Here is a 22,428-nt window from a genome sequence, read left to right on the forward strand (position 1 = left end):
GTGGCCGACTGCCCCGGGTCGCCATCAGCCTCCGAGGCCGGCTGCCCCAGTGGTCAGCCGCCTCAGCGGTCGCCCGGCCCGGTCCGCCGGTGCAGTTGGCGGTAGTCGCTCGGGGACATCCCGTACGTGGCCCGGAAGGATCTGCTGAACTCCGCTGCCGTCAGCCCCCAGCGCGCCGCGACGGTGTGGACGCGCTCCCCCGCCCGGAGCGGATCGACGAGTTCGGCCCGGGCGCGCTCCAGCCGGGAGCGGCGGATCAGCGCCGCCACGGTGATGCCCTCCTCGCGGAAGATCCGGTGCAGATGGCCGGTGGAGATGTTGTGGGCGGCGGCGACGGCGGTCGGGGTCAGCTCCGGGTCGCCCAGGTTCCGCTCGATGAACGCCTTGATCCGCAGGACCGTCGTATACCGGTGGGTGTGCGGCGGCAGCGCGTTCTCCTGGTCCAGCGCGTGCGCGAACATCGTCGCGACGAGGTCCGCGGCCACCCCGCCCAGCCGGGGCCCGTCGGCGAGCCGGTAGTCGCCCGCGTTCCGCGCGACCTGGCGCAGGAACTGTCCCAGCAGGGCGCCGACGCCGTGCCGCTCCGACATGGGCAGCCCGATGGCGCGATCGGCGAGCCGCTTCGGTAACGGCAGGAGTTCCTTGGGCACTTCCAGCCCGATGATCTGGATGCGGCCCAGCTCGGACGAGCCCTGGATATCGACCGGCTGGGAGGTGTTCTGGCTGTGGAAGTGCCCGGGTCCGTAGTCCGCCTCCCAGTCCTGCCGGGTGACCACACCGTGCCCGTTCAGCAGCAGGGAGAGATGGTAGCTCTCGGGGTCCGACTGCCGGATGAGCTTCGTCGAGCGCCGCATGATCACCGAAGGGAAGGTGGCGGGCCACACCACCACATCGCCGAGGCCGAACACCTGCTGACGCGCCCGGAAGTCGTCGGCATGGTCGCTGAGCAGATCGAGGGGGGCGTGGGTGCTGCCCATCAGATCGCACCAGTAGGCGAAACGGTCGGACGCGGGGATGTCCATGCTGTCGAAGTGGACCATCGGCAGGGACGGTACGGGGCGGGGCTGCCGCGGGGGAGCTGTGGTCATGGTGGTACCTCCGGGCCACGGGATACGGGTGCGCGAGCCGTTCATGTACACGTGCAGCCTAGGGAATTCATGGGTCATCACGCGTAGGTACCGCATTCCGGGCGCTTGCGCGCGACCTCGATGGGCGCCACACATCTGCCCGGAGCCCGCCCGTATCCGCCGGGAGCCCGCCCGCGCCCGCCCCGGACCCACTGCCCCCGGCCGCCGTCAGAACGGCTGCTTTTCTGTCGTCATCACCAGGGAACGTGTGTACGTTCATCCTCGCGGCCACCGCGAACACCGCCGGGACACCCCACGCCATCCACACCATTCATGCCACCCGCATCAGCGGCATCAGCCGTGTCACTCAGCCATGTCAGCCATGTCAGCCATGAGAGAGGGGACGGCCCATGGGCTCCCTGACCCTGTCCGGCAGAACGGCGCTCGTCACCGGTGCCGGCCGAGGCATCGGCCGGGCGATCGCGATACGGCTCGCCGGGGAGGGCGCACTGGTCACGGTCCACTACGGGCGGAACACGAAGGCCGCCGATGAGGTAGTGACGGCCATCCGCGCGGCCGGTGGATCGGCCTTCGCCCTCCGCGCCGAACTCGGTGAACCCGGCGATGTCGAAGCCCTCTGGGACGGTTACGACCGCCAGGTCGTGGAGCACACGGACGACACCGGCCTCGACATTCTCGTCAACAACGCGGGCATCAATGTGCGCTGCGCGATCGGCGACACCTCACCGGAGACCTTCGACGAGATGTTCGCGGTCAATGTGCGCGCGCCGTTCTTCGTGGCGCAGCGGGCGCTGGAACGGATGCGGGACGGCGGCCGGATCGTCAATGTCTCCTCCGGCGCGGCCCGGATGGCCTTCCCCGAGATCACCGCGTACAGCATGACCAAGGGTGCGATCGACACGTTCAGCCGTACCCTCGCGCAGGCCCTCGGCCCCCGGGGCATCACCGTCAACTCGGTGTCTCCCGGGATTGTCGACACCGACATCAACGCGGCCTGGCTGCGCGGCGACGAGGAGGTGCGGCAGGCGGCGGCCGAGGTCTCCGCGCTGGGCCGGATCGGGCGTCCCGAGGATGTGGCCGACGTGGTCGCCTTCCTCACGTCGGACGCCGCCCGGTGGGTGACCGGGCAGGTCATCGACGCCTCCGGCGGCTCCCGCCTCTGACCGGAGGTCAGGCGCCGCGTTCCGGACACCCCTCGGCGGCCGACGGGCCCGTCCCTTCGGTCGCCGGTCCGTTACCGTCGGCCACCGGACCGGCCATTGGATGGGTCACCGGACCGGCCACCGGGTCGGCCACCGGGGCGCCGTCCTCCTCGTAGGCGCGGATCAGCGCCTCCACGCCGTCCAGAATCCTCGCCATCCCGAAGGTGAAGTCGAAGTCCGGCGGACCGGCCACGGTCATCACACCGGAGCCGAGGACACGCGCCACCGACGGAAAGCGCTCGGGGTCCGCGAGCCGCTTCAGCGTACGGATGTAGCGGCTCATCACCTCGTCCGGGCCGAGGCCGGACGAGGTGATCGCCTCATGGAGGTCGGCCTCCGTCGTCGCCTCATGACGGACAAACCCGGCGATCATCATGATCACCGAGATCCTCTCGCCGTCGTCGAGCGGGGTCTCCTCCAGAGCGGCGAGCCCCTGTTCCCACCACGCCACCGAGTTAGGCGTCGCGGGCGGCCCCACGATGGGCAGGCGCAGTACCCACGGATGACGCCGGACGGCCGCGCGCTGTGCGGTGGCCCACTCCAGCAGCGCCTGCCGCCAGCCCGTTCCCGGCGGGGGCGGTGGGGGCGGCGCGCCGACGGCGGCCTCCTGCATCAGGACATACAGCTCGTCCTTGGCGGCGACATAGCGGTAGAGGGACATCGTGGAGACACCGAGTTCCTTGGCGACCCGGCCCATCGACACCGCGCCGAGCCCTTCCGCCGATGCGACCGCCACGGCGGAGGCCACGATCCGGTCGATGCTCAGCCCCGGCCGGGGCCCTTTGGCGGGGCGTTCGCGCAGGCCCCATGCCGCTTCGACACTGGCGGGCAGCCAGGTGCCGCCGCCGTCGCTCTCGCCCACCATCACGTTCGCCCTTCGCCCGGCCGTGCCCTGTGGCCCGTGCCTCGTCCTGTCGCTCCCTCCGCCGCTCCTGCCGCGACGGCCGCTTGACGACCATCCTAGTAATGCGTAAGTCTTACGCAGTAGAGCGTATGGCATACGCAGAAGGGTGGTTCCCATGACCGACTCCCCTGCCGTCGAGGCCGTGGGCCTGGTGAAGTCCTATCGCCACGCACGCGTTCTCGACGGCATCGACCTCTCTGTCCCGCCCGGCACGGTCTTCGCCCTCCTCGGCCCGAACGGCGCCGGGAAGACCACCACCGTCCGGGTCCTGACCACGCTGACCAGACCCGACGCGGGCCGGGTCCGGGTCGCCGGACATGACGTGACCACCGAACGGCGCCTGGTGCGCCGGGCCATCGGACTGACCGGACAGTTCGCCTCCGTCGACGAGAAGCAGACCGGTGAGGAGAATCTGCGGCTGGTCGCCCGGCTGCGCGGGCTCTCCCCCGGCGCCGCCCGCCGACACGCCGCCGAGTTGATCGAACGGTTCGGCCTGAGCGGCGCCGCCCGGCGCACCGTCGAGACCTACTCGGGCGGCATGCGCCGACGGCTCGACCTGGCGGCGGGCCTGGTGGGCGATGTGCGCGTGGTCTTCCTCGACGAACCCACGACCGGGCTCGACCCCCGCGGGCGCACCGAGCTGTGGCGGGTCGTGACGGAGCTGGCGGCGCAGGGGACGACGGTCTTTCTGACGACCCAGTATCTGGAGGAGGCGGACAGGTTGGCGGACCGGATCGCCCTCCTCGACGGCGGGCGGCTCACCGCGCAGGGCACGGCGGACGAACTCAAGACCCGAGTGGCGGGCCACCGTCTGGAACTGACCGCCGCCGGAGCCGGGGCCTGGACACGGGTGCGGGAACGGCTCTCGGCCCGGGGGGTCCCTCAGGAGTACGGCGACGGCTCGGGGGCGGCGGACCTCATGAGCACCACAAGACTCAGGGACACCACAAGCCTCATGGGCGCGACAGCCCCGGAAGTGACAGCCCCGGAAGCGAAGGCCCCCGGAGCGCTGCCCTCCTCCTCCCACCGCCCGGAGCGGAGCACCGAACGGAACACAGAACGAGGCGCGGAACGGAGCACGGAACGGAATCGGAACCGGAATCCGGAACGGAGTGCGGCGGCGGCCGTGCGCGACGCGTTCCGTGTCCCGCACCCCGCGGGCCCGCGGGACTCCGCCGCTGCCCCCGCCTCCCTCCCCGTTCTCCAGGTCCCCACCGACGGCACCGCCGCCGATGTACGGGCCCTGCTCGATCTGGCCGATCCGGAACGGGGGGACATCCTCCGGTTCGCCGTACGGCGGGCCACCCTCGACGATGTTTTCCTCGCCCTCACCGGGCGGACCGCGCGGGAGCCCGGCCATGTCTGAGACGTTCACCCATATCGCCGTGCTGGCGGGCCGCTCCGTCCGGATCAGCAGGCGCGCCGTCGACGCTCTGGTCATGGCGCTGCTGCTGCCCCTGATGCTGCTGCTGGTCTTCGTCTACTTCTTCGGCGGCGCGATCGACACCGGCCGCGACACCGAGTACGTCACCTATGTCGTCCCCGGAATCCTGGTCCTCTGCGCCGCGTTCGGCGCGGGGACCACGGCGGTCTCGGTCAGCGACGACATGCAGGGCGGGACGGTCGACCGGTTCCGGGCACTGGACGTCAGCGGTACGGCGCTGCTGGCGGGGCATGTCGCCGCGAGCACCCTGCGGAACCTGGTCTCCACCGGGCTCGTCCTCGCGTTCGCCCTGCTGATCGGCTTCCGGCCGGACGCCTCCGCGGCGGGCTGGCTGGCGGCGGGTGCGCTGCTGGGCGCGTTCCTGGTGGCGATCTCCTGGTTCTCGGCGGCGATGGGGCTGCTGGCCCGCAGCCCCGAGGCGGCGGGCGGGTTCACGTTCCTCCTGACGTTCCTGCCCTATCCGAGCAGCGCGTTCGTCCCGGTCGACACCATGCCCGGCTGGCTGCACCCGTTCGCCGACCATCAGCCGGTGACGCCGCTGATCGAGTCGTTGCGCGGGCTGCTGCTCGGACTGCCGGTGGGGAACGCGCCCTGGATCGCGCTGCTGTGGTGCGGCGGGCTGCTGGCCGTGTCGGTCGCCGCCTCGGGGGTGCTGTTCCGGCTCCGCGTCGACTGAGCCGGTCCCGGACCGCGGTCGGCCCGGCACGGGGGTGCGGGCCGACCGCGCTGCCTTCCCGCAGTACACACCGCTCACCAGGCACGCCGTCCGGAAAACTGTTTGCTCCAACCACTTACAGTTGCGTGCATGACATCATCGCTCCGCCTGGAGAAGATCACCCCGGCCAATGTCGAGGCCGCGATCGGGGTGACGATCCGCCCCGACCAGGAGCACTCGGTCGAACCGGTGGCGCACTCCCTCGCCGAGGCGTACGCACGCGGCGACACGGCCTGGCCGCGCCTCATCCTCGACGGCGACCGTGTGGTGGGGTTTCTGATGGCCTTCCTGGACATCGACTGGAAGGGGGACGGCAGCCGGGAGGACGTCCGTTCCGGGCTGTGGCGGCTGAACATCGCCGCCGCCGAGCAGGGGAAGGGGTACGGCCGCTTCGCGGTCGAGTCCGTGGCCGCCGAGATCCGGCGCCGGGGCGGTACCCGTGTCTTCGTCACCTGGCACGCGGGGGCGGACGGCCCGGAGGAGTTCTATCTCAAGCTCGGCTTCCGGCCGACGGGAGAGACCAGCGGGGACCAGCCGGTCGGGGTCCTCGACCTGATGTGAGGGGAGGGGGCGGGCCGACCGCCGTCCAGTGGGCCCGCCCCCGGTGGAACAGCCGGTCAGAGACCGGACGTCAGCGCTCAGACCCTGCCGTTGTAGTACGTGATGTCCCAGTGGTTGCCCTCGTTGGCGTAGACGTTGCCCGCGCGGGACTTGTAGAGGGGAGCCCCGTCGGGGCGCGTACCCGCCCGTTCGAAGTTCCTGGTGATGTACCGGGTCACACAGCGGTACCGGGTCGACACATCGACCTTGTACCCGTTGCGGTGGCTGTACCGCCCGGACGCGTGGCCGACCTCGGTGCCGCCGGTGACGACCACCGTGCAGCGGCTCGCGCCCTTGAACGCGACGACTCCGGCGATGGTGGTCTTGTTGATGTTCGTGAACGAGGTGCACCTGCGGTTGTTCCAGTCGGAACAGTTGCCCGTGGACGACCAGCCGATCCCCGCCTGCCTCAGCTGGGCGGCTGCCTGGGCGTGGGTGTACTTGGCGGGCGCCGCTTCCGCGGCGCCGACGAGCACGGTGCCGACGAGTACGGTGCCGCCCAGGGCGATGGCTAAGACGGGCGTGAGCAGGCTCGATTTGGCCCTCATCACACCACTTCCCCTCGTTGTCGATGACTCCCCGACACCCCGACGGGCGCGGGGGGACCATCGTTGACGCAACGGACTATGCCGATCCATTCCCCGAAAAGGTGAAAACGGCGTAGCGAAGTTGACGTCTCGAAGGGGGCCGGGTCCCGCTGCCACGGTCGCTCTCCCCGCGCCCGGCGACGTCAGCGCCCCTCCACGGGCGTGCCAGGATGGGCCGGAGCCCGGGGGCGGGCAACGGGAAGTCCCGGGCAGGTACGGACCTACGGGAGGGGGACCACGTGATCATCTGGGTGAACGGCGGGTTCGGCAGCGGGAAGACCACGCTCGTGGACGAGTTGGCGCAGCGGTGGCAGGAGGCTCTGGTCTACGACCCGGAGCAGGTGGGCTATCTGCTCCAGGAGATCGTGGGGTCGCCGACCGGCAACTTCCAGGATCTGGCGCTGTGGCGGCAGCAGGCCGCCTCGCTCGCGATGGGACTGGTCACGGAGTACGGCCGTCCGGTGCTGGTTCCGATGACGCTGGTCGACGCCGGGTACGTACGGGAGATCCACGGCGCCCTGGCGGACGCGGGCATCACCGTCCAGCACTTCTTCCTCAAGGTCCCGCGCGCGGTCCTGGAGCAGCGGATCGACGGGCGGACCGTCGCGCCCGGTGATCCCGAGCAGAGCGAGCGGGCCCGGCTCTGGTGCCGGGAACAGATCGACTCGGCGCTCGCCGCGCCCGGTGTGCTGCCCGGCGGCACGGTATACCTGGACGGGGAGCTGACCACGGCGGAGCTGGCCGACCAGGTGCTGGCACGGGTCCACGCCGGGGCCGGGGCGGCGGCCTCGGGACTGTCCGGCATGAGCGGCTGACGGCGGCCCGTCCCGCCGGAGTGGCCCCGTCCAGGCCGGTCGTCCAAGGGAGACGGACGACGGAACAGACGGGTAGACAGACACGGGCAGACGGACCGACGGAGAGGATGTGTGGGATGCCGCGTGCGTTCGAGGAGTGGGTGGCCGAGGCGGCGGCCGAGCCGGTGGCGGGCTGGGACTTCTCCTGGCTGGACGGGCGGGCCACGGAGCAGCGGCCGAGCTGGGGCTATCAGCGGATGATGGGCGAGCGGATGGCCCGCGCCACCGCGGCGCTGGACCTTCAGACCGGTGGCGGCGAGGTGCTGGCCGGGGTACCGGTACGGCCGCGGCTGACGGTGGCCACCGAGGCGTGGCCGCCGAACGCGGCCACGGCCACGCGGCTGCTCCACCCCCTCGGGGTCGCCGTCGTCAGAAACGAGGACGAGCCGCCGCTGCCGTTCGCGGACGCGGCCTTCGACCTGGTGGTCAGCCGGCATCCGGTGAGCGTGTGGTGGGAGGAGATCGCCCGGGTGCTCATGCCCGGCGGGACGTACTTCTCGCAGCAGGTGGGGCCCGCCAGCGTCTTCGAGCTGACCGAGTTCTTCCTCGGTCCGCAGCCCGAGGAGGTGCGGCGGCTGCGCCATCCCGACACGGCCCGGCGGGATGCCGATGCGGCCGGTCTGGAGGTCGTGGACCTGCGCTCGGAGTCGCTGCCGGTCGAGTTCCGGGACATCGGCGCGGTGGTCTACTTTCTGCGCAAGGTGGTCTGGATCGTGCCGGGGTTCACCGTCGAGCGGTATCGGGAGCGGCTGCGCGAGCTGCATGAACGGATCGAGGACGAGGGGCCGTTCACCGCCCGTTCCACACGTTTCCTCATCGAGGCGCGCAAGCCCGTCTCCGGCTGACGGGTGTTTCGGACGTCGTGGTCCTGGGGCCCGCGGCGGCCGACTACCGTCGGTCGGGAGCGATGACATCACCACCACCACCGGTACCGGGCGGGAGCAGAGAACCACGTGGACGGCCAGCACAGCACGACGGCAGCATCGGCAGCGGCGGCAGCATCGGCGGCGGGAACAGGAGCAGGAGCAGGGGCAGGACAGCGGACAGGCAGCAGGGCGGAGAAGGGGCAGGGCATACGGCCCTCCGAGGACACGCGGCCTTCGAAGGACACGCGGTCCGCCAAAGGCATGTGGTCCTCGGCCGAGGACCAGCGGACCGCGGAGGCCATCAGAGCGGGGGACCAGTCCGCGTTCGGTGAGCTGGCAGCACGCCACCGCCATGAACTCCATGTCCACTGCTACCGGATGCTCGGGTCCTTCACGGAGGCCGAGGACATGGTGCAGGAAACGTTACTGCGGGCCTGGGACAAGCGCACGACCTTCGAGGGGCGCTCCGGTTTCCGCGCCTGGCTCTACCGGATCGCCACCAATGCCTGCCTCGACACCCTGGCCCGGCGACGGCGCCGGACCACGGCGGCGGTCGACAGCGGTGGCGGACCTGCGGCCTCGGTCGCGGCCGAGGTCACCTGGCTCCAGCCCTGCCCCGATCGGCTGCTCGACCTCGCCGCGCCCGCGGCGGCGGAGCCGGAGACCGCCGCCATCGGACGGGAGACGATCGAGCTGGCGTTCCTGGCGGCGATCCAGCATCTGCCGCCGCGTCAGCGGGCCGTCCTGGTGCTGCGGGACGCCGCCGGGCTGCCCGCCCAGGAGACCGCCGACACGCTGGAGATGAGCGTTCCCTCGGTCAAGAGCGCGCTTCAGCGCGCCCGCGCGACCCTGCGGGAGCATCTGCCCGAGAAACGTACGGACTGGAACGCGGCCACCGGTCCGACCCCGGCCGAACGGGCGCTGCTCGACCGGTATGTCGCCGCCTGCCGACGCTCCGACCTGCCCGCACTCACCGCGCTGCTGCACGAGGACGCGCGTCAGTGCATGCCTCCGGCGCATCTGGTGTTCAGCGGGCGGGAAGCGATCCTGGACATGTGGCGGCCGGTCCTGGAGGGCGAGGGCTCCTGGGGGGTCTGGTACTCGCGGACGCTGGAGGTGAACCGGCAGCCCGCCGCCGTGAACTATGTACGCCGTCCCGGCGCGGAGCGGTACACCGCCGTCAACATCGACGTCCTGCGGATCGAGAACGGTCTGATCACCGACATCACGACCTTTGGACCCGAGTTGCTGCCCGCCGCGGGCCTCTCCGCCACGCTCGACCCGGCGGATCTGGACCCGGCGGACCCCGACCCCGGCATGTGACGCAGGTCACTCGGGTTTCGCCGATTCCTTCGTGGGCGCTCCGCCGTCATATGAGCACCAACGCAAGGGAAAGGCACCTCATATGACCGACAACCGCTACGGCACCCCCGCTACCCGAGCCGACCTGGAGCTCCGCGCCCTGCACCGGCTCGCCGGGCCCTGGCGGGTCAGCGGGGGCGCCACCGGCACCGTCACCTATCGCTGGCTGGAGGGCGGGCACTTCCTCGCCCAGGACATCGATCTGACGCAGAACGGGCAGCGGATCGTCGGCATGGAGATCATCGGCCGGAGCAAGCCCTTCGGCGCCGAGAAGCCGGGCGAGGACATCCTCTCCCACTTCTACGACAACGAGGGCAACACCTTCGACTATGTCTACGACCCCTCCGACGACGGCGACACGCTCACGATCTGGGCCGGCGAGAAGGGCTCTCCCGCCTTCTACCAGGGCACGTTCAGCCCTGACGGCGACACCCTCAGCGGGAGCTGGACCTACCCGGGCGGCGGGGGGTACTCGTCCGTCATGACCCGGGTCCGCTGAGGCCGGCCCCGTGTCCCTGGCCCGAAGGTCTCGGGCCAGGGACACGGAGGTGCCGTCAAGGGGTCAGGCCGTCAGAGCCCCAGGGCTTCGGGGCTGCCGGGCCTGCCGGGACTGCCGGGTTTCGGGGCTGCTTCCGGGTTTCGGGGTGGTCTCAGCGCGCGCTGCGGTGCTCCAGCAGCGCGGTGGCGATGGCCACCTGCGTCGGCTCCAGCGCGACCTTGCCGTCCTCGATGTCCCACAGGGCGTTCTGGAGCACCCGCCCCAGCGTCCAGCCCACGGCCCGGTCCCGTTCCAGACCGAGCGCGCCGGTCAGCAGGTCGAACCGCCGCAGCACCGTCCGTGTCACCCCGGGCCCGCCCGAGGCCGCGACCTTCTCCCAGGCGCTGTCCAGCGCCGGAAGCAGTTCAAAGCCGGGGTCGCCCGCGAGCGGTTCGGGGTCGATCGCGAGCCAGGGCTCCCGCCGGGCCGCGAGCACGTTGTCGTAGTGCAGATCCCAGTGGAGCAGCCGGTCGCCGCTCTCCCCGATCAGCTCGGCGACGGCGGACGCGCACACCTCCACAAGCCGCCGCTCGGCCGGGTCGCCCAGCCGGGTGACCGCCTCGGGGGTCCGCTCCAGCATCGCCGCCGCGATGCCCGAGAGTTTCCGCACTCCGATGGGCGCGGCCACCGCCGTCAGCCGGGCCAGCAGCCCCGCCAGCGCCGCCATGGCCGTGTCGTCGTCGTCCAGCGACGACAGGGTCCGGGCCGCGTCGAGCCGTTCCAGGAGCTGGGTCGCGCTCCTCTCGTCGTGGTCGAGCAGCCGGACGACGCCCTCGCCGCGCCAGGCCAGCAGGCCCGTGGCGGTGTGGGCGGTCTCCTCGCGGAGCTGCTGGAGCTTGAGCACGGCGGGCGTGCCGTCCTCCCGGAGCACGGGGAGCACCAGGGAGGCCATGCCATGGGCCGGCGGGCCGTCCGGCCGGAGCCGCCATCGGTCCAGGAACTCACCGCCGATGCGGGGGAGCTCCACGAGCCAGGCACGGGCCTCGGGGCCCTGGGTGCCGTACGACGCGGCGAACACGTCGGGGACATCGATCAGTGTCGATGAGGACATGGTGAGATTTCCTTCGTCTGTTTCTGCGAGAGCTTGCGGGGCCGGAAGCGGCCTGGAAGGGCTCGGGACGAAGGGTGCGGCGGGGGTGCCCGGGGTCCGGGCAGGCGTCAAAGCATGCCCTCAGCCTAACCCCGCCGGGGGCTGTGCGATCAAGCGAAATACCTTGGGCGGGGGCGGCTGCGGGGCCTTCCGACACGCACACGAACCGGTGGTCCGGGTCCCGTCGTGGGACCCGGACCACCGGGCGGTGCTCGTGACGCGATCCGGGTGTCACACCTGCCGCGCGGCGAGCCTCCTCGCCGACGCACGGCGCTGCGGCTGGAGCGGGTCCACCAGGACACCGGAGCCGGAGCCCGGGGTGAAGTGCCAGCCTCGGATCTTCTCCGCCACCCGGGTAAGCCGTTCGTCACCCGGAGGAACGTCGACGGAGAAGAGGGATTCGTCCGGCTTGCGGTCGTCCCCGCTCCAGCGGACCACACCCTCGCAGTCGGCAAGGATGTCCCGGATGGCCTGCTCCTCCAGCGGGTAGAAGCCACCACGAGCCCCGAAGGGGTAGGAACCGGGCCGAATCCGTACCGCCGTGCCGGACGCCTGGTTCGACTCCGCCAGCCCCTTGCGCACCGTCCCCGGCGCGCGCCAGCCGATCACGTCGCCGTCGCGGAGCGCGTCGACCTCGTAGTGGAAGCGCTGGAGCACATGCACCAGCACGGTCTCGGCATCGCCCATGCGCACCTGTATGCCGAAGGGCAGCCCCGGTACGGGACGGGTGTGGATATTGCCGTTGCCGTCGGCGACCTTCTCCATCTCCCAGCCGTTCTTCGACGGGACGCCGGTCAGGACACGCTTGTTGCGCTCCTGCGCCTTCCGTACCGCCTCACGGATCTCATTCGGGTCGGGACCGCTCGCTGCCGCCCGGGCGGGAAGCGATATCGCCTGCGAGGCCACCGCCGCGCCGACGGCCACGAACGCCGCACGCCGCAAGGCGGTGCGACGGGAAATCTTCACTGTCACGTAGTCGTCTCCTCAAGCTTTTTGTCGGAGCGTATGGCGTATCCGGTCAGGACGATGGATGTCACTCCGAGGAGCCCTGTCACAGGATTGACGTATCCGGGAATGGCCGCTTCATATGTCCGCCCACTCTCGGTGCGGCACCCGAAACGCAGAGGCACAAAGGAAGATTCATACCCGTTGAGGTTTTTGATCTTTTCCGGCCCCAATGTCTCCTGACACGCCTTGGCTTGATTGCTTTCATCCAGGAAGAAGAGATGCAGAAGACCCCATGTGTACATGCCGATCATCCCGGCCCAGGCCAGCGCGACGGCACCCTTGAGAAGGGTGCGCCTGGTCCGTCTGGCTCCGGTGCGCGCCAACAGCAGCCCGGCCCGGACGGCCAGCCATGGCGTGGCGATGACCCCTGTCAGCAGCAACAGGAGCAAAAGGACGGGATTATGGCTCTCGTATGGAGCATCTCCTGACATACGGTGTAGCTTGTCACACGTTCCGGGAGATCGAGTTGTACTTCTCCATGATGTAGTACAACCCCATCCGCTTCTTTGCCTCGCCGAGCGCAGGCTCGACGGGAGGACCCTGGTAGCGACGCAGGACCTCGTAGATCTCCCGGTCGTTGAAGTTCAGACGCGGCGGGCCGATCGCGGGCGAGTTGTCGTCCCCGCCGGGCTTTCCGTCGATGTCCCACATATGGATCACGGCGACGCTGGTGAGCGCGAACGCCTGGTCGTCGTACGCCTTTTTCCAGATGTTGTACTTGTCCTCGTCCCTGCCGACGTCAAGAATCGGGCGACCCGTCACATAACCCTTGGTGAGGCCGTGGTTCCAGGCGCCGATGAGCGTCACCGCCCGCTGTTTGGCGATTCCCGTGGAGGTGTCCCTGATGTACTTCCCCGTGGTATTGAACGCGGCGATCACGGTCGCCCAGGCCGCTTCATCGGCAGGGTCGATGTGCCGCATCTCCCAGTACGCCGTGGTCTGGATGAGCGCCTTGCGCATCTTGTGCCTGTTCGACAGCTCCGTGATGACCTGGTCATGGTCCAGCACGGTTGTCTGGAAGCACTTCCAGTGCTGATAGCTCCTGGTGCCGCCGCTGTTGGGGTAGCCGAGGGATTCCATGTACTTGCCCACGTCGGTCATCATCGCCGTGGTCACCGACGGGTCGAGACGGGTGTCGGGCTTGGCCGTGCGCGGTGTGTTGAACGTGCCCTGTCCGGTGTCGCGTCCCGAGGCGATGTTGACATCGATCTCGATCGACCCGGCCCCGGTGCCGACGGTGCGTGTGACGATCTGGTCGTAGGCCCAGTCGGCCGGGAGTGGATAGCCGAAGTTCCCGGAGAATCCGGATGACATATCGGAGACGAAGGAGGCCGTGGAGTGACCGGCCTCGGCGACGCGCGTGCATACATTGCGCGGGCCGTAGGCACCGATCTGGAATCGGTTGCCGTCGTCGGCTATCGCGTCCTGGATGCCCTTGAAATGCGGCAGGACGTTGTTGACGATGTCTTCCAGAAGGGCATCGAAGTCGACCGCGAAGAAGATTCGCGTACCGGGCTTGAAGCCGTGGTCCAGAGCCGCGTTGATCGCAGCCTGCCCGGCGGTCCGGCCGGCGATGTAGCTGAAGTCGGAGGCGTCACGGCCGTAAGTCTGGTAGATGGGGAAGCAGCGTAGACCGTTGGCCGCGATGGTCGCGAGCTCGCCCTCCTGGATCTCCTTCTCATAGGGCTTTCCTCCCGTGGGATTCGTGAGGTAGCGCCCGATGTAGGTGATGCCTTCGGCCTTCAGCGTGGCGGCCCGTTCCGGTGTGATCCTCGTGACCCCGTCGCACGCCGCGCCCTTGCGGGACTGGTCCCCGTGGGAGACCAGCAGTGAGGCCCAGGTCGAGAAGTCTCCCCTGCCGTTGACCGGGAGTTTCACAAAAGCCTGGAAGTCGGAAACAGCCGACGCGAGAGCGCTGGTGAAGGTACCGGTGAAAGCGGTGGGACGCTGGTTGAGGACCATCCCGGCCGAGAACAGCCGTACCCAGGTATTGGAGTCACCGGAGGCGACGGGGTGGTTCTTCAGCCCGGCCTGGGTCCCCGGACCGAAGACCCCGTTGGCCGTGCCGTCGGCCATGCCGAGCTCGTACTGCACGGCGAACAGCATGGATTTGGCGACATCACGCGAGTGATGGCCGTCGGCCGGGATGATGAAGAAGTCCCTGCGGTGGACATAATTTCCGTTCAGCCACTGCTGCACGCCCCGAATGGTGTTCGAACCGCCGTTGACGGTCGTGTAGGCGTCCATGTTGAGGAGACCCTTGAACACCTTCGGCACCAGGTCACTGCCGGGGTAGGCGAAGTCCACACCCATGTTCTGCTTCAGCTTGAGAATCGACGCAATCACACGGGAGTTGTACCGTCCATCGATTTCACCACCGTCGTAGCCCTTGCAGTACAGGGCGGACTGAATGATCCTCGCGAAGTTCGCGGACGGCACCGTGGAGGCGTTGAGAATGGGGTACTTCGTCTGGAGCGTGGACAGAGTCGTCGGGCCGAACGTGTCCGACAGTGTAGCGATGCCCAGCTCGTACTGAAGGGCTCGGGTCAGGGCAAACATCGTCTTCCAGCCCGTCTCCCCGTTCTCGGGAAGGTGGCCTATGCCCAGTTTTCCGTCATAGGCGGCGTTGATGAACGCCTGTGCTCTGCGCACCATCTCGTCGGCCATGAAGTCTCCTGTCGTTTGGGGTCAGGCAAAGGGCATGGGACGGCGAGAGCTATTCCACCGCCCAGAGTCTCCAAGGGAACGAATCATCACAGAGGGCGCAAGGTGCTTCGTGCATACAAGCGGTAATCGATAAAGGAACACGGAAGGAAACCCGCCGACTGTCCGGAGCTCCTGAGTAGACACCCGTACGGCTGTACGGATCAAGCACCACCACCGGAAACGACGTGATCACCAGGCTTGGCGGATGGGGCATCGACGCCGGCAGGGCACCACCAACGGGCCGAATGTGGACACGGCCCGCGCACACGGTCATCACACCGTAATAACCAGCACGGGTTCATGCGAACAGCGGCTCAGCCGCGGAGCTGAAGCCCTTCGATCACCGTCAGACGACACCGGCCGTCGACTCCACGCGGGGGAATTCGGCGAGCGGGGCCTCGCGGTGGAAGAAATCCTCGGCGCGGCGCAGTGCCCGCTCGTCGTTGCGCACCTGGCCGGGGCGGGAGCCATTGCCGAGCAGGACGCCGCCGAAGCGCATTCCCATGTACGCGGCGGTGCTGTTGAGGGTTTCCGTGAGGGTGTCGGCGCGGTTCTCCTGGCGCTCGGCCATGACCGTCACGCCCCACAGGGTCCGGCCCGCCATGTGTTTCTTGAAGTCCAGGCCGGGCGTGCCCAGCCAGCCGGACCAGTAGTCGAGATAGCGCTTGGTCTGCGCGGACACCGTGTACCAGTACAGCGGCGTGGCCAGCACGACGTCCGTGGCCTCCAGCGTGGCCTCGCGCAGCATCTGCTCGGTCTCCTCGACGGGCCACTCCCCGGTCTCGTGGCGTCCGTCCTGGAAGTCGGGCAGCGGCAGTTCGTTCAGGTCCACCCAGCGCTGGGGGATGTCGGCGGGCAGGTGTTCGGCGGCGGCGCGGGCGAGGGTCTCGGTGTTGCCGCCGGGGCGAGAGCTGCCGAGGAGAAAGAGGAAGGAGCGGCCGGTCCAGGGGTGCTCGTCGGTGATCATGACAGGTCCAACTCCCCCTGCCCGGGGGCTATTCCGTATCACGTGCACCCCCGTTCCTCCGTCTCCCGGCCGTTCAGCGGACGCGGTCGTAGACGAGGCACAGCGTGCCGTGCTCACCCGCCGCCTCGCTGACCAGCGACCACTTCCCGGCGGGGAGGTCGGCGTCGAAGAGGCGCGGCCCGGCGCCGAGGAAGACGGGGAAGACCGTGAGCGCCAGCCGGTCCACGCGGTCGGCAGCCAGCAGGGGCTTGATGACGCTCGCGCTGGAGAGGACGAGTATGTCGCCGCCGTCGGTCTCCTTCAGCTCGTCGACGACTTCGGCGGCGGGCTTGTCCACGAGGGTCGTCCGCTCCCACGGCGCCTCGGTGCGGCTGGAGGAGAGGACCACCTTGTCGGTGTCGACTAGCCACCGCGCGAACGCCTCGTGGCGGGGGTCGGTTCCCTCCGCGCCGATGACGGTGGGCCAGTGGGCGAGGAAGCCCTCGGCGTTGACCCGTCCGAGCAGGGCCGTCGTGGCGGGTGTCCAGAGGCTGGTCAGATGGTCGCTCGCGACATCGGTGACGGCGTAGGGCAGCACCCAGCCGCTGTCCAGCGGGTCGGGCCCGGCGTAGCGGCCGTCGAGGGACAGGGCGATGTTGGTGACGACACGGCGGCGGGAGGTCTGCTGGGGCACTTCGTTTCTCCTGGTGTCGGTGGGGTGTGCGCAGGGTGTGGCCGAGGCGCCGGTACCTGGCCGGCGCTGGTGCCGGTATCCGGTTCTCAGGAGGTGTCCGGCGCCTCGGCAGGACCCTCCGCGAGGGTTTCCCTGAGCCTGTCGAGGCTCTGGCCGAAACCGATCTCTATGCCCGCGACGAAGTCCGCGGAGTCGGCCGTGCTGCCGGTGATCCGGTAGTGGACGTCCAGCTCCGTACCGGCGCCTGTCCCGCCGGTGCCAGTGCCAGTGCCGGTACCGGTGCCCATCGGCCGCAGGTCCAGGTCGACCTGCGCGGTGAACGCGGTGCCGCCATCGGGAAGCAGCGGGGAGAGCCGATAGGAGAGGCGCTCGCCGGGGCGTACGTCGTCGACGGTCCCCTCCGCGCGCCCGACGACCGGGTCCGATCCGTCGGTGTCCTCGGTGTCGCGGTACTCCAGGACGATCCGGCCGCCCGGCCGCGGCTCGAAGACCAGCTCGGACACGCGCAGCTCGTCGGGTGTCCACCAGTGCGCGAGCAGGGGTGACTCGGTGAGATGGCGCCACACCGGCCCGATGCCCGCCGCCAGCGGCCGGAGGAAGCGGAACGAGCGGCCATCGGCCCACCCCTCCCCCGCTTCCCGGGCGGTGGACCTCTCCGTGTGCAGGCTGAGCCCATAGCGGTCATGGGCGGTGCCCGCCCCGGTGGCCCGGTCGGCCGCGTCGGCGAGCCGGTCCAGCTCGGCGGCCAGCTCCCGCAGGACAGCGGGCCGCAGTGTGTACACGCGGCGCTGGCCGGAGCGTTGGGAGGTGACGACGCCCGCGCGCTCCAGGGTCTGGAGGTGCTTGGTCGTCTGCGGCTGACGCGCCTCGGCGAGCCGGGCGAGAACGCCGACCGGGCGGGGGCGCTCGGCCAGCAGGGCCACGAGCCGCCAGCGGGCCGGGTCGGCCAGCGCGGTGAGGAGTGCGTCCATGGCTTTAGTATTCGTTACAGAGAATATTCGCGTCAAGGAATATTTCTGGGCGGTCATCGGCCGGTGCGGAGAAGAGGCGGCAGGAAACGAGAGGGGGCGGCAGGAGGTCAGGAGCTCAGGAGCTCAGAAGACCGGCAGGGCAGGACCGTTCGGGCGGACGGGACCGTTCAGGCGGACAGGCGCGGTCAGTAGGACAGGTCGAGGTAGTCGATGTCCGTGATCTCGACGTCCAGCCCGGCCGCGCGGGCGCCCTCGTCGCGGAAGTACACCCGTTGCAGCCCTTCGGCCACGATCTCGCGCAGTCGGCGCTCGGCGGCGCCCTCGTGCTGGGCGGTGAAGAGGCGGTCGGCGTACTGCGGGGGAAGGTGGACGGTGAGACGGCGCATGCGCGGGTCGTCGGTGGTGCCGATGGGGGCGGTGTAGCCGAAGCGGGCCCGGGTCTCGACGGTGATGCCGGTACGGGCGGCCGCCTCGCGGCGGCGGCGTTCGCGGACCCTCGGCTGCCAGCGGAGCCGGACCTCCTTCTCGATCCGGTCGGCGATGGGCCGCGGCGGGGTCCTGCGTTCGCCGGAGAGATAGCGCTCGACGGAGCGGCGGGTGACCCCGATCGCCTCCGCCACCGCCTTCGTCGTCTTGAGCCTGCCGAGCAGGAACCGCACCCGTGCCTGTGTGGACTTCGGCGGCTCACGGGTGAACAGTTCCTGGTCGGCGCGGATCAGCGCGTCGTCGATGTCGCCCATCGGCTACTCACTCCCCCTCGTCGAGGACGGCGTCGACGCCGTCCTTGATGTGCCGGGCCGGGTTGAGGCCCTTCTCCATCAGGTCCACCGCCCAGGCCATCTCCTGGACCCCTTCCAGTTTGGCCAGTCCGGGGGTGGCGCCGAGGCGGAAGGACCCGGGCAGGACACGACCCTCGGGGGTGAGGGGCAGGAAGTCGAGCGGGGACGGCCCGGCGGACGGGTACACGACACAGTCGGAGAGCGCCGCGAGCGGATGACGTCCGGTCGTCTCGGCTGTCTTGACCATCTTGCGGTGCATGTTGACCCTGGCCTTGGCGATGACGGCGGCACGGACGTCGGGGCGCCAGGTGGGGCGTTCCAGGGCGGGCCAGCGTTCGCCGTCGCGGTAGCCGCGGCCCTGGGAGCGTTCGCGGAGTTTGCCGATACCGCCCTTGACGGTGGACTTGATGGCGGACAGCACGGCGGCCAGTCCGGGGTCGCGCTGTTTGTGTCCGTCCATCGCGGCGAGGAAGGTGTGCTCGTCGGCGTCCTTGGCGACGGGGACGCCGAGGTCGGCCATGGTCTGGACATAGGCGTCGCGCAGCCGTTCGTGCCAGGGGTCGAGGCAGGGGGCCGTCCCGTAGCGCAGATAGCCTTCGAGGGGGCGGATGTCGGCGCCGAGCTGTGCGGCGTATGCCACGGTCGGGGTCGCGTACCAGGCCGGACCGGTCGGACGGGCGCCGGACGGGGTGAACGGTGACGGCAGCCGCGGGTCGATCGCGACGGCCGAGAGGTCGACCAACCAGGAACCGGGGATCTTCTGGTCGAAGGCGGGGAAGGCGACGTGGACGGGGTCGCCGAGCCCGATCGGCATCCGGGCGGCGGCGGCGAGGAAGGCGGTGTTGATGTCGATCCCGACCGCGTAGGGGAGCAGGCACTCCTCGTCGGCGAGCAGCTCCGGGTCGCGGACCCACTGGTACGCCTCCTCGTCGAGGAAGCGGTCGGCGGGCCAGCCCTGGGCGACGGGGTGTTCGGCGGGCGCCTCCGGCGGCGCGGGGTCGACGGGGCGGGTGAGGGCGCCGGGGTTGGGCGCGGAGACCCAGGTTCCGGTCGTCTCGTCCTTGACGGCCCGGGTCGGGGGGCGCAGCGCGGTCATCAGCTCCAGGCCGCTGACGGCGGTGGAGCCCCGGGGGGTGAGGACCCGGGTGGCGTAGGTGGTGAGGGTGCGGGCGAGTTCGGCGGCGTCCAGCGAGGCGGCTTCGCCCCAGGCACGGGGGTCGAGGGCGCCCCAGGGCAGGACGGCGAGCTGGACGCACTGCCGCTGTCCGGCCTTCGCGGGCCGGTAGATCCTCGGCCAGGGGCCGAAGCCGCGCTGTGTCAGCTTCCAGCCCGCGCGGCCGATCTCCTTGACCACGGGGTGGTCGGCGGGCAGCCGCAGTCCCCGCCGGTCCTCCAGGACCAGGGGCAGTCCCAGCCGTGCGGCGGCGGGGGCGGTGAGGACGAGCAGCGGATCGGCGTCCTTGCCGTGGCGGTGCAGCCGTGCCGCCCCGATCCCGGACTCGGTGAGCGCCCACGCCACCAGCTCGGGAACCGTGCCGGCGGGGCACTCCAACAGCACGCCGCCCGCCGCGTAGGCGGTGCCGTCGCCGTCGAGCACCGCCAGGGGCCCGGAGGGGAAACGGGGGTCGCGCGGCGGCTGCGGGGGGTGTACGGCCCGGGCGCCGCGGGCTGCTGCGGGGCGGGGCCCCGGCGGCACGGACACGGGTGCGGGTGCGGGTACCGCTGGCACCGGCGCGGCGGCCCGGACCGGAGCGGGTCCGGCCGACCCGGCGGGTGCGGCGGGCGCGGGGACCGGGGAGACGCCGGGCGTCGGCACGGGCTGCCCGGGCTCGGCGGCGGCCGAAGCCGGAGCGGGCACCGGGGCCGGAGCCTGAGCCGGAGCCTGAGCCGGAGTCGCCCCGGCGGACCCGGCGGGCGCGGCAGGCCCGGCGGGTGCGGCAGGCAACGGGGACAGGGCGGCACCGTCACCCGGCGCGGGCTGCGCGGACGCGGCGACGGCCGAGGCTCCCGGCGCCGCCGAGGCAGGGGCCGGAACGGTATCCGAAGCCGAGACAGGCGCAGGCCCGGCGGACCCGGCGGACCCGGCGGACCCGGCGGACCCGGCGGACCCGGCGGACCCGGCGGACCCGGCAGGCAACGGGGACGGGGCGGCACCGTCACCCGGCGCGGGGTACACGGACGCGGCGACAGCCGGGGCAGGCGCCGGAGATGAGCCGACACCGTCACCCGGCGCGGGGTGCGCGGGCTCACCAGCGGTCCAGGCTTCCCGCACCGCCGGAACCGAAGCGGGTGTCGGCGTCGGGTACTTCGTCGCCCAGCCTTCCAGCAGGCGGGCGTACGCCTGTCGCTTCGGGGCCTTGGGCTCGCTGCGGCCCGTCTCCCAGGCGCGGATGGACTCCCGGCGGACCTCGAAGACCTCCGCCAGCTCCTGCTGAGTCACCTTCGCCGCCTCCCGCAGCCGCTTGCGCTCCGCGGGCGGCGGCAGTTCATCGGGCCGCGCCAGCAACGCGTCGACCCGGGCGAAAAGGGCATCCTGGCCGTGGGACATCACATACCTCCGCGCAGAACACTACCCTTTTCGCTACTCACTCCTCGCACACGCCTCGACGGGCATACGGAAGACGGAAGCCGGAAGCCGGAAATCCGATCCTGTTCGTCCTGGTGGCCGGTGCGGTCAGCGCGGCGGCCGAGTCCGTCCGTATCCGTCCCGCCCTCGCGCCGCGCTCGGCCCCGACCGGCCACCGCGGGGTGTTCCGGTCCTTCACCTCCTGGCATCCGACCGTTCCGGATCAGTGGCAGCCGACCGCCGACCGACGGCACTCCGGCGCCGGATCGCACATCCCGCCACGGTCCAGCGCCGGATCGCGGACCGCGCGACCCCCAGCGACTGCGACTGCGACGACCCCGCCCGCGTCCATCAGGACACAGCCGAGGACCACAGTCCCGACAGGCTACCGCCGAGTAGGGTCAAGGGTCGACGGGATGCCCTGACACACCGTTCAGTGGCTCATCCAGCCACATCGGCGGGCCGATGCACGGGCCACCAGGAGCGCCGGGCGCCACCCTTACCCATTTTCGTCAATCTAAAACGAGTAGATTCACGCCATCTTCACGACTTGCGACGGGTATCCTCAGACTCTCTACACAGCAGCATCCACCTGCGTAGATTCGTCATACACCGATCCGTCTGAGGGTTCATTTATCGCCATGCGCAGTTAATTGGGCCGATCATGCACTGAGTGGCTGGTTATGATTCCCGAAGAGTCATGATCTTTTCGCTCTCGTACCTCCCGTGCACACCCGCACGAGGGACGAGTACGGACCCCGCGCCAAACCCTCGTATCCGGTGTGTTGCCGACCCCACCGGTACGGGGAACGGGACCCGGCCCTGCGCCGGAGCGCCCGGTGTGGGGCACTGGGCGGTGTCCATGGTGGCGAGGAATGGGGTGGAGTGTTCACGCACGCAGGGCAGTACCCCGGCTCAGCTCTCGTGGCCGGTGCCCTCGACCAGTTACGGGCCCGGCGCACCCACCGTCTTCTGCGTCAGGAGACGGAGCGCCTGGTGGCCTCCCTGCCCCTCCCCCGGCCCTTCGACCTCTCCCGGTTCGTCGGCAATCTGGAGGAGGCCCGTGGTCGGCGCATCGTCATGAAGCCGATGCCCGCCCATCTGGCCGGTCTCACCGGCTTCTGCGGGCTCTGGATCAAGCACGACACCCGGCCGCTCGATCTGATCCTCCATCTGACGGGCGGTTCGCCCTCGCACGAGCTCCAGATCAAGGTGCATGAACTCGTCCATCTCTGGGCGGAGGACGCCACCGGGGTCGTCGGCACCGACGAGGTTCTGCGCGACCTGACCCCGGCGCGGGTGCGGGAGCTGATCGCCTCCGGACAGGCCGCCGGGCGGCACCGTTACGACACCGCCGTGGAGAAACGCACCGAGGACGCGGCCACCCTGATCAGTCAGCGGGCCCTCAACCCCCCGCTGATCGAGGACTCCGTGGCCCGCCGCCTCGCCGAGGACTTCTCCTACCCCTTCGGGAGCGACACCGCCCTGTGAGGAAACCCCTGCGGGAA

The 22,428-nt window shown here is 70.4% G+C and carries 21 protein-coding genes; 9 read left to right on the forward strand and 12 right to left on the reverse strand.

The window, feature by feature from the left end:
- Positions 1-62 precede the first annotated feature (62 nt).
- Positions 63-1,088, reverse strand: a complete 1,026-nt coding sequence (locus CRV15_RS32075) for a helix-turn-helix domain-containing protein (protein WP_003953117.1) — start codon at positions 1,086-1,088, stop codon at positions 63-65.
- 389 nt (positions 1,089-1,477) lie between these two features.
- Here CRV15_RS32075 and CRV15_RS32080 point away from each other — a divergent pair, with 389 nt between their 5' ends.
- The gene (locus CRV15_RS32080; protein ID WP_003953115.1) at positions 1,478-2,251 is read left to right on the forward strand and encodes a glucose 1-dehydrogenase; all 774 of its coding nucleotides are present in this window, start codon (positions 1,478-1,480) and stop codon (positions 2,249-2,251) included.
- A gap of 7 nt (positions 2,252-2,258) precedes the next feature.
- Here the strand turns inward: CRV15_RS32080 and CRV15_RS32085 are convergent, their stop codons facing one another.
- A complete protein-coding gene (locus CRV15_RS32085; protein WP_009999328.1) occupies positions 2,259-3,155 on the reverse strand; it encodes a TetR/AcrR family transcriptional regulator C-terminal domain-containing protein in 897 nt (298 codons plus the stop codon).
- Between the two features lie 154 nt (positions 3,156-3,309).
- Between CRV15_RS32085 and CRV15_RS32090 the strand changes: the two genes are divergently transcribed.
- The 3 genes from CRV15_RS32090 to CRV15_RS32100 all read left to right on the forward strand — a co-directional run bounded on the left by CRV15_RS32090 (position 3,310) and on the right by CRV15_RS32100 (position 5,914).
- Positions 3,310-4,560, forward strand: a complete 1,251-nt coding sequence (locus tag CRV15_RS32090) for an ABC transporter ATP-binding protein (protein ID WP_003953113.1) — start codon at positions 3,310-3,312, stop codon at positions 4,558-4,560.
- Positions 4,553-5,314, forward strand: coding sequence for an ABC transporter permease (locus CRV15_RS32095; protein WP_003963318.1), 762 nt, complete (start codon positions 4,553-4,555; stop codon positions 5,312-5,314). The genes CRV15_RS32090 and CRV15_RS32095 overlap by 8 nt, the downstream gene beginning before the upstream one ends.
- A gap of 129 nt (positions 5,315-5,443) precedes the next feature.
- On the forward strand, positions 5,444-5,914 hold the full coding sequence (locus CRV15_RS32100) for a GNAT family N-acetyltransferase (protein ID WP_003953111.1): 471 nt from the start codon (positions 5,444-5,446) through the stop codon (positions 5,912-5,914).
- 77 nt (positions 5,915-5,991) lie between these two features.
- Here the strand turns inward: CRV15_RS32100 and CRV15_RS32105 are convergent, their stop codons facing one another.
- Positions 5,992-6,501, reverse strand: coding sequence for a hypothetical protein (locus CRV15_RS32105; RefSeq protein ID WP_003953110.1), 510 nt, complete (start codon positions 6,499-6,501; stop codon positions 5,992-5,994).
- A 278-nt stretch (positions 6,502-6,779) separates the two neighbouring features.
- On the opposite strand from CRV15_RS32105, the gene CRV15_RS32110 reads away from it, so the two are divergent.
- The 4 genes from CRV15_RS32110 (at position 6,780) to CRV15_RS32125 (ending at position 10,121) form a co-directional block, all read left to right on the forward strand.
- Entirely contained in the window at positions 6,780-7,355 is a 576-nt protein-coding gene (locus CRV15_RS32110) for a P-loop nucleotide/nucleoside kinase family protein (protein WP_003953109.1), read from the forward strand.
- A gap of 116 nt (positions 7,356-7,471) precedes the next feature.
- Positions 7,472-8,239 carry a methyltransferase domain-containing protein gene (locus CRV15_RS32115; RefSeq protein WP_003953108.1) on the forward strand — a complete coding sequence of 256 codons (768 nt, stop codon included), beginning with the start codon at positions 7,472-7,474 and terminating at the stop codon, positions 8,237-8,239.
- A 282-nt stretch (positions 8,240-8,521) separates the two neighbouring features.
- Entirely contained in the window at positions 8,522-9,583 is a 1,062-nt protein-coding gene (locus CRV15_RS32120) for an RNA polymerase subunit sigma-70 (RefSeq protein WP_003953107.1), read from the forward strand.
- Between the two features lie 82 nt (positions 9,584-9,665).
- Entirely contained in the window at positions 9,666-10,121 is a 456-nt protein-coding gene (locus CRV15_RS32125) for a hypothetical protein (protein ID WP_003953106.1), read from the forward strand.
- Between the two features lie 151 nt (positions 10,122-10,272).
- On the opposite strand, the gene CRV15_RS32130 is transcribed toward CRV15_RS32125, so the two are convergent.
- The 9 genes from CRV15_RS32130 to tap all read right to left on the reverse strand — a co-directional run bounded on the left by CRV15_RS32130 (position 10,273) and on the right by tap (position 20,902).
- Positions 10,273-11,211, reverse strand: coding sequence for an aminoglycoside phosphotransferase family protein (locus CRV15_RS32130; RefSeq protein WP_003953105.1), 939 nt, complete (start codon positions 11,209-11,211; stop codon positions 10,273-10,275).
- A 270-nt stretch (positions 11,212-11,481) separates the two neighbouring features.
- The gene (locus CRV15_RS32135) at positions 11,482-12,222 is read right to left on the reverse strand and encodes a hypothetical protein (protein ID WP_003953104.1); all 741 of its coding nucleotides are present in this window, start codon (positions 12,220-12,222) and stop codon (positions 11,482-11,484) included.
- Positions 12,219-12,689 carry a hypothetical protein gene (locus CRV15_RS32140; RefSeq protein WP_003953103.1) on the reverse strand — a complete coding sequence of 157 codons (471 nt, stop codon included), beginning with the start codon at positions 12,687-12,689 and terminating at the stop codon, positions 12,219-12,221. Before CRV15_RS32140 ends, CRV15_RS32135 begins: the two co-directional genes overlap by 4 nt.
- Positions 12,690-12,702: 13 nt before the next feature.
- Positions 12,703-14,925 (reverse strand): glycoside hydrolase domain-containing protein, encoded by a 2,223-nt coding sequence (locus CRV15_RS32145; protein ID WP_003953102.1) that lies wholly within the window; start codon positions 14,923-14,925, stop codon positions 12,703-12,705.
- A gap of 385 nt (positions 14,926-15,310) precedes the next feature.
- Positions 15,311-15,931, reverse strand: a complete 621-nt coding sequence (locus CRV15_RS32150; protein ID WP_003953101.1) for a flavodoxin family protein — start codon at positions 15,929-15,931, stop codon at positions 15,311-15,313.
- 73 nt (positions 15,932-16,004) lie between these two features.
- A complete protein-coding gene (locus tag CRV15_RS32155; RefSeq protein WP_003953100.1) occupies positions 16,005-16,604 on the reverse strand; it encodes a dihydrofolate reductase family protein in 600 nt (199 codons plus the stop codon).
- Between the two features lie 86 nt (positions 16,605-16,690).
- Positions 16,691-17,575: a metalloregulator ArsR/SmtB family transcription factor gene (locus tag CRV15_RS32160; protein WP_009999332.1), complete on the reverse strand. Its 885-nt coding sequence runs from the start codon at positions 17,573-17,575 to the stop codon at positions 16,691-16,693.
- A gap of 185 nt (positions 17,576-17,760) precedes the next feature.
- Entirely contained in the window at positions 17,761-18,315 is a 555-nt protein-coding gene (gene tpg, locus CRV15_RS32165) for a telomere-protecting terminal protein Tpg (RefSeq protein WP_003953098.1), read from the reverse strand.
- Between the two features lie 7 nt (positions 18,316-18,322).
- Positions 18,323-20,902, reverse strand: coding sequence for a telomere-associated protein Tap (gene tap / locus CRV15_RS32170; protein ID WP_003963323.1), 2,580 nt, complete (start codon positions 20,900-20,902; stop codon positions 18,323-18,325).
- 903 nt (positions 20,903-21,805) lie between these two features.
- On the opposite strand from tap, the gene CRV15_RS32180 reads away from it, so the two are divergent.
- Positions 21,806-22,411: a hypothetical protein gene (locus tag CRV15_RS32180; RefSeq protein ID WP_009999333.1), complete on the forward strand. Its 606-nt coding sequence runs from the start codon at positions 21,806-21,808 to the stop codon at positions 22,409-22,411.
- Positions 22,412-22,428 lie beyond the last annotated feature (17 nt).

This window comes from Streptomyces clavuligerus (assembly GCF_005519465.1).
GTDB classification, from domain to species: domain Bacteria; phylum Actinomycetota; class Actinomycetes; order Streptomycetales; family Streptomycetaceae; genus Streptomyces; species Streptomyces clavuligerus.